A 12,407-nucleotide genomic window follows, 5' to 3' on the forward strand; every position below is an offset into this window, starting at 1 on the left:
TCAGGATCCTCACAGAAAGGGACTTCGGGTGACCGGTATGCGGTTGTGGACATTCCGTGGAAGCTTCGCGGGCACGTCGGCTCGAATGCCCGTTTTCATCCGTACGTGACCGGTGTGTTCGCGCGAGGTGCACCGGAGGTGGTGTCCCGCCTGCCACTTTGGTGCACCGATTTGCCCGACTTCGCTCAAGAAGAGCGCCCCTCTGGTGCTGTCTCGTAACGGAGTTAACGCAGAAGCTCGGTTGGAGCCGATGTACAGGATGACTACAGTGGTAAAAGCGTCGTAAGGCGCGACCAGCTTTGCGATCGCGTGGCGATGGGGACCGGGGAACGGTCCGTTTCGGACGAGTCGGGTGTACGGGGAAACGGGGAGGAAGACGTCGTGCTTCCAGCAGACATGGTGGGGGGACCGTCGGCGACCAGGGCGGCGAACCTGGAGGTCACGAACGAGGCGCTGACCACGTTCCAGAAGCGCGTGGCCACAGTCCTTCGCGACCTGGAGGCCTCGGCCGGCAACCCGACCAAGGTGGACGCGCAGACGATCAACAAGTCGTCCCTGCACAACGAGGGCGCACGCGCGTTCCCGGAGGCCGAGTCCCTGTTCACGGCGTACCACTCCGTGCACGGACAACTCGTGACGCTCTCCAAGACCCTCAAGCTGCAGATCGAGGCGATCGGCATCGCCGTGCAAGGGGCGCACCGCGGGTTCGACAACCTCGAGGAAGAGCAGCGGCGGCGGTTCTGGCAGATCCAGACGCAGGTCAGTGAGCTGGAGCGGCATCAGACCGACAAGCGCGAGGGCACTGGGCGCACCAACGACGCGACGAAGGACGCAGGGCTCTGATCATGACGGACGACAAGCACACAGCGGATCACGAGCGGGTCTCCCAGCAGAACTCCTTCACCAACTTCGCCCAGGACGTCGAGGACAACGACAAGGGCGGCGGCTGGGTCAACGGAATCTTCCGGGCGGTCGTCAGCGTCACGCCGGTCGGACAGGCGCTGGCGGCCCGCAAGTCGGACTTCGAGAACCACGACCTCAACACCATGCTGGACATGGTCCATCAGACCAACCCGGAGGACCTCGAGACCTCCGGAACGGCGCTGTGGGACGCCCGCGACGCGATCAAGTCCGCGGCCTCCGAACTCGACGGCCACATCACCAAGGTCCACTGGGTCGGTGAGTCCGGTGACAGCTTCCGCGAGTGGGGCGGGAAGCTGGTGACGTACGCCGAGCAGCTCAGCACGTATGCGGGCTCCGCGGGTGACCAACTCAGCGCGGCCTCCGCCGGGTTGGCGTCCGTGCGCAGCGCCATGCCCCCGCGCGACACCAGGCCCAACGCCGGGCAGCGACCCGATCAGCTTCCTGTGGCCAAGCAGGTCGATGGCAACAAGGATTACGAGGCCGCGGTCGCGGTGGAGAAGGACCGCCAAGAGGCGATCAACCAGATGAACCGCCTCTCGTCGTACTACGTGGTGTCGGCGGAGCAGCTGGAGACGCTGCAGCAGAACCCGCCGAAGCTTGAGGCCATGCCGGATGTGGGGGTGCCGAGGCCGGCACGGCACGGGATCGAGGACGGCTCTTCGCAGGGCAGCACCTCTGGAGCCGGAACTGGTTCGACTGCCACGGTCCGCGACGAGCACAGGCACGCGTCCGTCGCGGAGACGGTAGGGACTGACAGCACATCACCACACCGCAAGGTTGTTGAAGGAACTATCACCTATCCAGACAACCCTGTCGGTACGGAGATCGACAGCGTCGGGACGCTGCCGTCGCCCACCGCCACGTCCCCGTCGACCGGACCCGCACCTGTCACCGGCGGACCGAACCCCACGGGGCCGTCCGCCAACAGCTTCGGTAATGGATACATCCCTCCGATGACGAGTGCCGGCGCTGGACGCAACGTCGGTCCGGCGGGCACGCGTTCGCCGTACGCAGCCCAGGGCCGGACCGCAGGCACGTCGGGCACGGGAAGCCAGAGCGCGGCCCGGTCGATGGGCCGTGGCGGCGCGGGCGAGATGGGCAGGGCGACCTCGACCGCTCGCGGCGGAGTCACCGGTGGGAAGAACGCGCCGATGGGCCGCGGCATCACGGGCGGAACCCCGCGGGCCGGCGGTTCGACCCCGCGCGCGGCGGGCGGACCGACGACGGGCGCCGGACGCTCCAACGGGGTGGTCGGCGGGCGTCCCACGAACGCACGTACCGGCACGTCCGGGCAGAACGGTTCGCGCATTCCGCGCGGCTCCGTCATGGGCGCCGAAGGGGCTGCGGGCAACTCCCGCTCCACCACTGGCCGCGTCGGCCAGCGGGGCGTCATCGGAGCGCCGGGTTCTACCGCGTCCGGCGCCAAGCCGACCGGTGCGAATCCCGCGGGTATGAAGAGTGGCGGCGCGCCCCGTGAGGCGGTGACCGGCAACCCCGCTTCGCGCGGTTCCGCGGCGCGGGCCGAACGCAACGGCATGACGCGCGGCGGCTCCGGCCTGGTGCGCGGCCCCGGCAGGAACGGCGAGCCGAACGAGGAAGAGACCGAAGCGTCGGAGCGCCCCGACTACGTCGTCGAGGACGTGAACACCCACCTGCCCGCCAACCGGCGCGACGTGCCGCCGGTCGTCAACTGAATCCGAACGAGGACAGAAGCACCATGAAGTCAGGGACCAGCCGACGATTCGACCGTTCCTCGCTGCCCACGGCGCGCGGTGGCAGACGCGTGCGCGCGGTGGGGGCGGTCGTCGGCGCCCTGGCGGCGGTGAGCGTCGGGTTCGCGCCGAGTGCGGCCGCGTACGACGCACAGTCCAAGCAGTGGTACTTGGACGGGATGCAGGCCGAGCAGATGTGGAAGGTCAGCACCGGCAAGGGCGTCAAGGTCGCGGTGATCGATACCGGGGTGAACGCTAAGACGGCATCCCTCAAGGGACAGGTCCTTGCGGACGAAGTCCCTCAGCGGTTCGGCTACCACGCCACCCAGGACTACACCGGCCACGGCACAACGATTGCGGAACTGATCGCGGGCACGGGTGTCGGCGGGGGGCTCAAAGGGCTCGCCCCCGGAGCGAAGATCGTCCCCTACCGCGTCAAGCTCGAGGGCCTCAAGGGTGAGTCTGAGCTGAGGAGGACGCCGGAGCCTGCCGAGGCCATTCGTGCAGCCGCGGACTCGGATGCCAAGATCATCAACATGTCGTTCGGTTCCGACACGATTGATCCCGATGAGGAGGCCGCGCTCAAGTACGCGGCTTCCAAGGGGAAATTGATTCTTGCGGGTGTCGGCAACGAGGGTAGGGAGGCCGGGCACATCAATTATCCGGCCGCGTACCCGTATGCGGTGGGTGTATCGGCAGTCGATTCGACCGGCACCGTCGGGAAGTTCGCCTCATACGGAAACTACGTTGACCTGTCAGCCCCGGGTCAGGACATCCCCGCGTGGTGCGATTCGACGTTCCGGTCGTACTGCGATGCCAGGCAGGGCACCAGCCAGGCAACCGCCATCGCCTCCGGATCCGCAGCCCTGATCTGGTCCGCCCACCCCGACTGGACCGCGAACCAGGTCCTCGGCTCGCTCATCGACACGGCGAGCCGCACCTGGAAGAAGAACGACCCGAGTCGCTACCTGGGCTACGGAACTGTCCGTCCTCGCAAGGTACTTGAGAACCCCGACTACAACCCGGGGCCGGCCCGGCAGGACCCCCTGGCCAAGGAGAACGGCGGCTCCGCGAAGACCGAGACCGCCCCTTCCGCTTCTGCATCAGGCTCGTCACAGCCCGAGCGGAAGGCTTCAGAAGCCCCTGCCGAAGCGGCAGGATCGGAAGCGAAGTCTTCAAGTGACGGCAATACGTTGTGGATTGCGCTCGGAGTCGTCGCAGCGGTGATCGTGATCGGTGGCGGCGGGTTCGTGGTGATGAGGGCACGGCGCAGCCAGTGAGACTTTCAACCGTGGGGTGCCAGTCTTCCCTGGGTGACCACGGGGGAACGGTTCAGGCCCCAAGCAAGGCTTGAACCAAAGCAATTGGAACTAACGGCAGACCAAGGAAGGCAGGCACAGCATGGCTGGTGAGCAGAGGCTTGAAGATGCCGCAGTAGTCGCGCTCCAGAAGCAGATGCTTGAGAAGTACGAGGGCATCGGCAAGCGCGCGCACCACCTGCAGGGTGTGATCGACAGCCTTGAGGGTCAGTGGCAGGGCATCGGCCGCAGCGCCTTCGACAAGAAGCAGATCGAGATCAACGAGTCGCTGAAGGCCATCGGCAAGATCCTGGCCGATGTCATCGAGGCGATGACGCAGACCCGCAACCTCAAGGACACCAAGGAAGACGAGGTGCGGGCGGCCATGAACAAGATCAACCTGAACGACGGCGCCCAGTCCTCGCTGAGCAGCTACTGAGACGCACCGCGTCTCAGAGCACCGCGGAACACCCCATCACACGTACACGACCGAGCGAGACGAGGTAGCCGACATGGCGAGCAATGCGGACGGGTTGACAGTCAAGTACGACGGGCTGGACATGGCAGCCACCCAGATCGGCAACGAGGCCAAGGCGCTCGAGGCCGACCTGGCCGAGCTCCGGCAGCTGGTGGTGCGCAGCCAGGAGTACTGGGCGGGCGAGGCCCAGTCGAAGTTCGGCGAGAAGCTGCAGAAGTGGGACAAGGAAGCTGACGACATCCACCAGGCACTGACCGGCATCGGCCACACGGTGCACACCTCCGGTGGTGACTACATGGCGGGCGACAAGAAGGCCGCCAGCTACTTCCAGTAGGAACACGGCTGATTGCAGCACAGGGTGGGCGCGCGCGGGAGGCGCCCACCCTTTTCCTATCTCCGGCCTGCGAAAGGGCAGAAGAGAACCATGGCATTCGGACCGCCGCCGTCCCCCTTCACGCAGTCTCAGCAGGCCGCTGCGGAGCAAAGGAGGCGGCGAAGCCGGACGCTGGCCGGTCTGGTGCTCGCGGTGGTGGTGGCGCTGGGCGCCGGAGCCTGGTTGGTGTGGCCTGGATCGGGCAAGGACGCGGGCCCTGACATCACGGAACAGAAGGCGGTCGCACAGGCCCCCGATGACATCCGGGAGTCGGTGGAGGATCTGCCGAAGTCCACGCCGCGCGCCGGTCATCTGGTGGCAGACGTGCAGACCAACACCCTCGGGCAGGGCCAGGAAGAGGAGACCCCGGGTCTCTGGGTGACCAAGAAGGCTCTCGTCAAGGTGAAAGGGACGACGCTGTACGGCCTCAAGGGCTATGAGCCGTCGGGGAAGGGGACCGTGGTCTGGAGCCTGAAACTCCCCGGGGCCGTCTGCGGGTACACGCCGGCCATCACGGTGGACGAACGCACGGCGCTGCTCCTGCGGGATCCCAAGCACGGCAACACATGTGACCAACTGGCCGTGATCAAGCTCAGTTCCGGCAAGAAGCTGTGGCAGACAGCGATCCCGCGCAAGGAGAACTTCTTCACCAAGGGCACGACGATGGTGATGACCAAGGGTGTCATCGCCACCGACTGGCAGGTCGGTGCCGCCGGGTACGACATGCGCACCGGCAAGAAGCTGTGGCAGCTGAACCGGACGAAGAAGTGCACCATCGGCGGATTCGCCGGCGGCAAGGCACTTATGGTGCGGTACGACTGCTATCCGTCGGAGAAGGATGCCGAAATCCTTTACCGGGTCAAGGAGCTGGAACCGAGTACCGCGCGGACGAAGTGGACCTACCGCGTCGCGGACGGCGTCGGCCTCGTCAGCGTCGTCTCGAGCAAGCCCGCCGTGCTCGCCGTCGGCGCCGGCGATATGGCCGCAACGGACCTGATCTCGCTGGACTCCCGGGGGAAGTACCGGGCGACGATCCGCCTGGAGGGCGGTCACTACGAGGTGGCGTGCAGCGGCGATGGCGTCGACGACTGCACGCAGGCCGTGGTGAGCGACGATCAGGTGTTCATCACCAGTGGAGAGAAGCTCGAGTCCCTCGATGACCAGACGAACTGGGTCGTGGCCTTCGATCTGGCCACGGGTAAATCGGGCGTGAAGTTCGAGGCGGGCCACGACCAGAAGATGTATCCCCTGCGCATGAGCGGGGACCGTGTGCTGGCGTTGAAACAGGGCACGGACGAGGTGGCACCCGTGTCACTGGTCAGCCTCGACCCGAAGACAGGGAAGCAGGCGACGTACTTCTACTTCGGGATCCCGCCCGGGGCCGAGGGGTTCTTTTCTCGCATCGACCCCCGCGGGGTCCAAGTCGAGCACGGCCGCGTCTATTTCGGTGTGCCGTCGGTGACCGGCGAGGAGAAGAACGGCATGCCCACCCTCATCCGCATGGCCTTCGGCGTGGGCCCCGTCGGCTGATCCCGGTCGGCGTACGACATCAGGACGGGAGCGCCACCAGAAGATCGACCACGTAGGCCTCTTCCACCTCCCCGCCGGGGAACGCCTCGCCCAGCCGCTCTCGCTCGGCAACCAGAAACGCATGCCGGTCAGCTTCGTCAAGAACGAGGAATGCCGATCGGCTGCCGATGTTGGCGAGATGCGTGTCCAGGGAGACCGTGCGGCTCCACCGCAGTTGACGGCGCGCGACCCGCAGACCCGTCAGGCCCGCCAGCCGAACGGCATCGCTGTCCGAAGGACGCACCGCAGACCGCGGCTTCACCCCGCAATGACGCGTGATGCGCTCGTGCTGCTCACCGATCCACGGGACGTCGAAGGCCGTGGTGTTCCACCAGATCGCCAGCGCTCCGCCTGCTCGCAGGACGCGCAACGCCTCCGGGACGGCCCGGCCGGGGTCGGTCCACTGCCAGGACTGCGCATACGTGATGAGGTCGCGGGAGGCCCCGGCCAGCGGCAGCGCGTTGCCGTCGCCCCTCACGATCGGCACACCCGGCAGCGCCCGGCGGAACTCGCCGGCCATGGCCTCACCCGGCTCGACAGCGATCACATCCGCGCCGCGGTCTCGCAGCGCCGAGGTGGCGATTCCGGTGCCCGCGCCGACATCGGCGACCCGGGCCCCCGCCAGACGACGACCGGCGAACGCCTCGATGCACTCGAAGAGCGCGGCGGGGTAAGAAGGTCGGCTCTCGGCGTACTGAGCAGCGGCTGCGTCGAACGACAGGGCGCGTGAGCTGGCGGGGGGCATGCCCCCATCATCACCTCCCTCGGCCCGGCGGACCTATGCGCCCTACACGCCCTACGCGCCCTACGCGGCTTGCGTGGCTCAAGCGGCTTACGCGTCCTGCGCGGTAGGAGCACCACCGGCGCCGGCCAAGGCGAAGAGCACCTCCTCGACCTCCTCACCCCGCCCGTTCGCGAAGTCCCGCTCCCGCCCCGTGGCCACGAACCCGCACCTCTCAAGCACCCGCATCGATCCGGCATTGTCCGCCGCGGCCCGCGCATGCAGCGGACGCTCGGGCACGAGGACGAGCAGCGCGCGCAGCGCGGCCGTCGCGGCGCCGCGGCCCCAGTACTGTCGCCCGATCCAGTACGTGACCTCGCGTTCCCCGCGCGGCCCGTACACGGAGGCGTGGCCGAGGATCTCGCCGTCCTGCCCGACGGCCGTGCGCCCGACGACCGTGTGCCCGACGACCGTGCGCGCGACAACCGACGGATCCCGGCGGATCCGCGCCCAGTGGGCCTCGAAGGAAGCCCGGTCCGTGGGGTCCGCGGCCGTGAACGCCGCCATCCTGATCCCCTCCCGCTCGTTCATCTGGGCGAAGAAGACGGGCAGGTCGGCGTCCTGTACGTCACGTAGCGAGATCTCCACGGAAGGGCTCCTCCGGACACGGTCGGGTCAGGTCAGGTCAGGTGAGGTCAGGTGAGGTCAGGTCGGGTCTGGCCAGGTCGGGTCGGTCACGTCTGGTCAGGCCAGATCTGATCAGCTTCCCACTGCCGACCCGCGCCCCCACCCCCACGCCAACCGATCCGCCCCCGACCGATTCGTCGTCGCCAGCCACGGATGGTTCACCGGACCCGTCAGCTCCTGGATCGAGTACGTGTCGTCCGTGCGCAGCCCGGGCCAGTACACCGAGCCCATCTTCAGTTCGCGGAACGTGTCCGTGACGGCCTGGACGTAGTTGATGAAGTTGTTGTCGGAGGTGGCGTCGGCGTTCGGGGCCGGGACGTCGTAGTTCAGCCCCGTCGTCATCGGCGCGCCGAACTCGTCCGCGACCGTACGGCCCGCGCAGTCCCCGATGCGCTCCTTGAGGTCGGACTTCCACTCGTCGTACGTGGCGTAGGACTTCCAGAAGCCGTAGTGGTGGAGCGAGAGATACGTGCCCGCGAGCCGCGGGTCGGCGCAGACGGACGTGACGTGGTCGTTGTAGCCCGCGCCGCTGACGAAGACGCGGTTGCGGGGCACGGTCGCGTACGTGTCCAGCCACTTCGCCGCGATGTCGGCCCACTCCGTCTCCGTGTAGCCGTGCGGTTCGTTCATCGGCTCGAAGTAGACGTGGGAGTCGTGCTTGTACGCGTTCACGACCGTGTTCCACATGGGCCAGTACGCGGACGCGTCGTCGATGAAGCCGTCCTTCTGCGCGCCCGTCCCCTCCCAGTAGGACACGATCACCTTGAAGCCCTGGTCGGACGCCGCGTCGATCACCGCGCGGTACGACTTCCAGTAACTGCCGTTCACCGTGTACGGGTTGATGGGGAGACGGACCGTGTTGGCGCCCAGGTTGGCGCGGAACGCCGCGATGATGCGCGTCGACTTCGCGTACGTACGGGAGTAGCTGTCGGTCGTCGACAGGCCGGAGAGCCGGAGCTCGTCGTCGGCGAAGTTGTCGCGCGGATCAGCCCAGTTGACGCCCTTGAACTGGCTGGTGTCCTTGCCGACCTGCCCCGTGGGTGCGGGCGCGGCGGACGCGGTCGTGGCGCAGAGCAGGGTGAGCGCCGCCGCCGCGAGGCCCGCGGGTATGCGGGCCGCGCGGACGCGGGACGAGCGGGCGGGTGTCGTGGGCATGGGATCGCCTTTCGCGGCTGCTGGCGCCGGTGGGTGGTTCGTGTGTCGCGGCTCGGGCCGCGATGTTTACGTAAACATCGCGGCGCCGGAATCGTGGCATCACGCCCCACGGGCGTCAAGGTGTCCCGCACGCACCGGAGTTGAGAGGACTGGTGGACGGCGACCCGCGACCCGCGCAACGCGAAAGGCGCCCCCCTCGTACGAGATACGAGAGCGGCGCCTTCCGCGCAGGAACCCGGCGTCAGCCGTTGATACAGGTGTTGCCCACGGCCGGGTTGAGCAGCCCGATGACGTTGATGCTGTTGCCGCAGACGTTCACCGGGATGCTGATCGGGACCTGGACGACGTTGCCCGACAGGACGCCGGGGGAGCCGACCGCGGCGCCCGTGGCCGTGGCGCCGCCGCCGTCATGGGCGATGGCCGCCCCCGCGCTGCCGAACACTGCGCCGGCCACGAGGAAGGCCGAGACGACCGCGGTACGGATCTTCATGGTGCTGCTCCCGTCGACTGCGGGCGGCGTCCACATGCCCGCCCGTTCGCCGACAGACCTGCCACACCGCGGACCGGTTCATCCGCCAAACCATCCCGGGGAGCGGCGAGTTGAGCCGGCCGTTGACGCGGGGCGCGGTTCAGACGCGCCCGGCGAGCTCGTCGTACGCCGGGTCGATGACCTCGTCCATGAGCCGGATCCGCTCCGGAAGGGGCAGGAACGCGGCTTCGACGGCGGCCCGCGTGAAGTCGTACAGGACCTCCGGGCCGTAACCGAACGCCTCGTGCAGGTGCTGGAACTCGGCCGACAACGTGGTGCCCGAGACCGTGCGGTTGTCGGTGTTGAGCGTGATCGTGAAGCCGAGCCTGCGCAGGTCGTCGATGGGGTGTGACTTGTAGCCGTCGGCGATGCCGGTCTGCAGGTTCGAGGTCGGGCAGACCTCCAGCGGGACGCGGTTGTCGCGGACGTACGCGGCCAGGGCGCCGAGCGTCGCGGTGCCGTCGGGGGCGAAGGTGACGTCCTCGATGACGCGTACGCCGTGGCCGAGGCGCTCGGTGGCGCAGACCTGGAGGGCCTCGTGCACCGACTCGGGGCCGACGGCCTCGCCGGCGTGGATCGTGTAGTGGCAGTTGGCCTGCTTCAGGAGCTGGAACGCCGCGAGGTGCCGGGCCGGCGGGTTGCCGATCTCGCCGCCCGCGATGTCGAAGCCGGCCACGCCCTTGTCCCGGTGGGCGATGGTCAGTTCGGCGATCTCGGTGGAACGGTCCGTGTGACGCATCCCGGTGAGCAGCGCCCGTACGGTGATCCGGCCGCCGGCCCGCCGCTCGCCCTCCCGGAAGCCCTCGTTGACGGCGTCCACGACCTCGTCCAGGGTCAGGCCGCGCTCCTGGTGCTGCTCGGGGGCGTAGCGCACCTCGGCGTAGACGATGCCGTCGGCGGCCAGGTCCTCGGCGCACTCGGCGGCGACCCGGTGCAGCTGCTCCTTGGTCTGCATCACCGCGCAGGTGTGGGCGAACGTGGTGAGGTACCGCTCCAGCGAACCGGAGTCGGCGGCGTCGCGGAACCAGGCGGCCAGCTCGGCCGGGTCCTGGGAGGGCAGCCCCGCGTAACCGGACTCGCGGGCCAGCTCGATGATCGTCGCGGGGCGCAGCCCGCCGTCCAGGTGATCGTGGAGGGCGACCTTGGGGGCGCGACGGATCCAGTCGGCGACGGTGATGTTGTCAGACAAGTGCATGCGGCGAGAGTGTACGGGAGCGGGTGCGGCGGCGACAGGGCCGACCTCGGGGGAGTGCACGAGGTCACACGCCCCCGCTTTTACAGGGACTGCACCACCGGCAGCGCCGGCGTCCCCGTGGGCAGCGTGTACTTGGCGGCGAGCACCGGCACGTCCCCCACCCGCACCGACTGGATGGCCAGCAGCGCCGCCGTGTCCGCGGGGCGGCCGAGCTGATCCCCGCGGCGACGGCCAAGGAGCGTGGCGGACAGCGCGCTGTGCCCGGCCAGCGGGAGGCCGCGCGAGACGCCGAGCAGGCAGTTGAGCATCGTGACGCCCGACGGCTGTGCGGCCAGCGCCTCGGCGAACGCGGGGTGGACGTCGGCGAGTACGTCGGCCGGCGCCGCCCACTCCTGGCTGTGCGCGGCCGAGGGGCCCTCGCCCGTCAACACCGATTCCCAGAAGGCGAGTTCGGCCGTGGCCGGGGTGAGCAGCTGCTGCGTCGTGAAGTCGGTCGGCTCCTCCATCGCCCGCACCAGCGGGTCCACCCGCGACGGGCCGAGCAGCTCCTCCAGCGGGCGCAGCCGCTCGAACCCCCGGCGCGGCGGGCTCGCGGCCACCGTCCGGCCGACGCCCCGGCGCACCGTGAGCAGCCCGTCCTCCTGCAACAGGAGCAGCGCCTCCCGCAGGGCGGGACGGCTGACCCCCAGCTCGGCGGCGAGCTTCGGCTCGGAGGGCAGGACGGAGCCCGGCGGATAGGTGCCCGCGTGCACGGCGTCCACGATCCGCTCGTAGAGCACCACCACGGGACGGCGCTGCTCGCTGCCTTTCACGGCCCCTCCTCGACGTGCGCGTGTAACTGTGCCTGTGCGCATCAGTCTGTCAGGCCACTTGCCGACCCGCGAGCACTTGTCAGACAACAAGCCCGAGATGCGGCACAAGAGAGGGCCCAGGGCAGGACCCAGGACAGGACCCGAGACCGCAAAGATCAAGGTGGTGAGGGCCTACGGGGATGAGGCCGAACTGCGCGACAAGGCCGAGGGTTACGCGTCCACAAGGCCCAGCGCTACGCGTCGAGCCCGCCGTTGTGCGGCGCAGGCTCCAGGTCGAACTCGCCGTCCCGCGCCCCCAGCACGAACGCCGTCCACTCCGCCTCCGTGTACCGCAGCACGGTCTCCGGGTCGAGCGACGACCGCATCGCCACGGCCCCGGCCGGCAGATACGCGATCTCGACCCGCTCCTCGTCCTTCTCCGTGCCGGGCGCGCTGTGCCACTCGACGCCGGAGATGTCGAGCGCGTAGAGCTCGTCCCGCTCGCGCTCTTTGCGGGCCTTGATCTCTTCGGGGGTCTCCTGAGCGTCGGCCATGGTGTACGGGCCCCTTCCGAGGTGCGAACGAACAGAGCGATCAGCCTACTTGGCGGCCGGGGGCCGCCGGGGCGGATATGCCACAGATGCGTCACGGCAGGCCCACGCATCTGCTACGCATGCCGCGCGGCCGGACGGCGCACGGCGGCCCGCCGATACTGTCGTGCCCATGACCTTCGAGGCACTCCACGCACTGCACACGGACATCGTCGCGGGACGTGGTGGCGGCTACCACCACCACTACTCCTCCCACTCGGGCTCCGGCGGTGGCGGCGCCGGGCCGTGGTGGGTCTGGCCCCTGGTCACCGTCCTCGTGATCCTGATCATCTGCCTCGTCGTGTACGACCGCCGACGGCAGAACCGCGGCTGAGCGCACACCAGTTGGCAGCCACGTGGGAGGGCCCGGACCGATGACACGGTC

General features: G+C 68.7%; 14 protein-coding genes. 7 read left to right on the forward strand and 7 right to left on the reverse strand.

The features are described from left to right. The first annotated feature begins 381 nt into the window (after positions 1 to 381). The 6 genes from AB0L37_RS33505 to AB0L37_RS33530 all read left to right on the forward strand — a co-directional run bounded on the left by AB0L37_RS33505 (position 382) and on the right by AB0L37_RS33530 (position 6,315). Positions 382 to 843: a hypothetical protein gene (locus tag AB0L37_RS33505; protein WP_365514167.1), complete on the forward strand. Its 462-nt coding sequence runs from the start codon at positions 382 to 384 to the stop codon at positions 841 to 843. A gap of 2 nt (positions 844 to 845) precedes the next feature. Further along, positions 846 to 2,618, forward strand: a complete 1,773-nt coding sequence (locus AB0L37_RS33510) for a hypothetical protein (protein ID WP_365514170.1) — start codon at positions 846 to 848, stop codon at positions 2,616 to 2,618. An 89-nt stretch (positions 2,619 to 2,707) separates the two neighbouring features. Then, the gene (locus AB0L37_RS33515; RefSeq protein WP_365514238.1) at positions 2,708 to 3,916 is read left to right on the forward strand and encodes a S8 family serine peptidase; all 1,209 of its coding nucleotides are present in this window, start codon (positions 2,708 to 2,710) and stop codon (positions 3,914 to 3,916) included. A gap of 121 nt (positions 3,917 to 4,037) precedes the next feature. Further along, positions 4,038 to 4,373: a WXG100 family type VII secretion target gene (locus AB0L37_RS33520; RefSeq protein WP_365514173.1), complete on the forward strand. Its 336-nt coding sequence runs from the start codon at positions 4,038 to 4,040 to the stop codon at positions 4,371 to 4,373. Positions 4,374 to 4,446: 73 nt separating this feature from the next. Beyond that, positions 4,447 to 4,746 carry a WXG100 family type VII secretion target gene (locus AB0L37_RS33525; RefSeq protein WP_365514176.1) on the forward strand — a complete coding sequence of 100 codons (300 nt, stop codon included), beginning with the start codon at positions 4,447 to 4,449 and terminating at the stop codon, positions 4,744 to 4,746. 90 nt (positions 4,747 to 4,836) lie between these two features. Beyond that, positions 4,837 to 6,315: a PQQ-binding-like beta-propeller repeat protein gene (locus AB0L37_RS33530; RefSeq protein ID WP_365514179.1), complete on the forward strand. Its 1,479-nt coding sequence runs from the start codon at positions 4,837 to 4,839 to the stop codon at positions 6,313 to 6,315. 19 nt (positions 6,316 to 6,334) lie between these two features. On the opposite strand, the gene AB0L37_RS33535 is transcribed toward AB0L37_RS33530, so the two are convergent. From AB0L37_RS33535 to AB0L37_RS33565, 7 genes are all read right to left on the reverse strand, one after another. Continuing rightward, positions 6,335 to 7,099 carry a methyltransferase domain-containing protein gene (locus tag AB0L37_RS33535; protein WP_365514182.1) on the reverse strand — a complete coding sequence of 255 codons (765 nt, stop codon included), beginning with the start codon at positions 7,097 to 7,099 and terminating at the stop codon, positions 6,335 to 6,337. Positions 7,100 to 7,186: 87 nt separating this feature from the next. After that, positions 7,187 to 7,723 carry a GNAT family protein gene (locus AB0L37_RS33540; protein ID WP_365514185.1) on the reverse strand — a complete coding sequence of 179 codons (537 nt, stop codon included), beginning with the start codon at positions 7,721 to 7,723 and terminating at the stop codon, positions 7,187 to 7,189. Between the two features lie 111 nt (positions 7,724 to 7,834). After that, the gene (locus tag AB0L37_RS33545; protein WP_365514188.1) at positions 7,835 to 8,917 is read right to left on the reverse strand and encodes a cellulase family glycosylhydrolase; all 1,083 of its coding nucleotides are present in this window, start codon (positions 8,915 to 8,917) and stop codon (positions 7,835 to 7,837) included. A 241-nt stretch (positions 8,918 to 9,158) separates the two neighbouring features. Then, positions 9,159 to 9,407, reverse strand: a complete 249-nt coding sequence (locus tag AB0L37_RS33550) for a chaplin (RefSeq protein ID WP_365514190.1) — start codon at positions 9,405 to 9,407, stop codon at positions 9,159 to 9,161. 139 nt (positions 9,408 to 9,546) lie between these two features. Next, the gene (locus AB0L37_RS33555) at positions 9,547 to 10,641 is read right to left on the reverse strand and encodes an adenosine deaminase (protein WP_365514193.1); all 1,095 of its coding nucleotides are present in this window, start codon (positions 10,639 to 10,641) and stop codon (positions 9,547 to 9,549) included. Between the two features lie 80 nt (positions 10,642 to 10,721). Then, complete coding sequence (locus AB0L37_RS33560; RefSeq protein WP_365514197.1) at positions 10,722 to 11,495, reverse strand: GntR family transcriptional regulator; 774 nt, start codon at positions 11,493 to 11,495, stop codon at positions 10,722 to 10,724. Between the two features lie 191 nt (positions 11,496 to 11,686). Next, positions 11,687 to 11,986 carry a DUF397 domain-containing protein gene (locus AB0L37_RS33565; RefSeq protein ID WP_365514200.1) on the reverse strand — a complete coding sequence of 100 codons (300 nt, stop codon included), beginning with the start codon at positions 11,984 to 11,986 and terminating at the stop codon, positions 11,687 to 11,689. 169 nt (positions 11,987 to 12,155) lie between these two features. On the opposite strand from AB0L37_RS33565, the gene AB0L37_RS33570 reads away from it, so the two are divergent. Further along, positions 12,156 to 12,356, forward strand: coding sequence for a hypothetical protein (locus AB0L37_RS33570; RefSeq protein ID WP_365514203.1), 201 nt, complete (start codon positions 12,156 to 12,158; stop codon positions 12,354 to 12,356). Positions 12,357 to 12,407 lie beyond the last annotated feature (51 nt).

Source organism: Streptomyces sp. NPDC052225, assembly GCF_040679615.1.
Taxonomy (GTDB): Bacteria; Actinomycetota; Actinomycetes; order Streptomycetales; family Streptomycetaceae; genus Streptomyces.

Excerpts from the sequence above, each read along its gene's own strand:
- AB0L37_RS33510 (WP_365514170.1), top strand. The coding sequence starts at position 846 with ATGACGGACGACAAGCACACAGCGGATCACGAGCGGGTCTCCCAGCAG.
- AB0L37_RS33565 (WP_365514200.1), bottom strand. The coding sequence starts at position 11,986 with ATGGCCGACGCTCAGGAGACCCCCGAAGAGATCAAGGCCCGCAAAGAG.
- AB0L37_RS33560 (WP_365514197.1), bottom strand. The coding sequence starts at position 11,495 with ATGCGCACAGGCACAGTTACACGCGCACGTCGAGGAGGGGCCGTGAAA.
- AB0L37_RS33530 (WP_365514179.1), top strand. The coding sequence starts at position 4,837 with ATGGCATTCGGACCGCCGCCGTCCCCCTTCACGCAGTCTCAGCAGGCC.
- AB0L37_RS33520 (WP_365514173.1), top strand. The coding sequence starts at position 4,038 with ATGGCTGGTGAGCAGAGGCTTGAAGATGCCGCAGTAGTCGCGCTCCAG.
- AB0L37_RS33525 (WP_365514176.1), top strand. The coding sequence starts at position 4,447 with ATGGCGAGCAATGCGGACGGGTTGACAGTCAAGTACGACGGGCTGGAC.
- AB0L37_RS33545 (WP_365514188.1), bottom strand. The coding sequence starts at position 8,917 with ATGCCCACGACACCCGCCCGCTCGTCCCGCGTCCGCGCGGCCCGCATA.
- AB0L37_RS33535 (WP_365514182.1), bottom strand. The coding sequence starts at position 7,099 with ATGCCCCCCGCCAGCTCACGCGCCCTGTCGTTCGACGCAGCCGCTGCT.
- AB0L37_RS33570 (WP_365514203.1), top strand. The coding sequence starts at position 12,156 with ATGACCTTCGAGGCACTCCACGCACTGCACACGGACATCGTCGCGGGA.
- AB0L37_RS33550 (WP_365514190.1), bottom strand. The coding sequence starts at position 9,407 with ATGAAGATCCGTACCGCGGTCGTCTCGGCCTTCCTCGTGGCCGGCGCA.
- AB0L37_RS33555 (WP_365514193.1), bottom strand. The coding sequence starts at position 10,641 with ATGCACTTGTCTGACAACATCACCGTCGCCGACTGGATCCGTCGCGCC.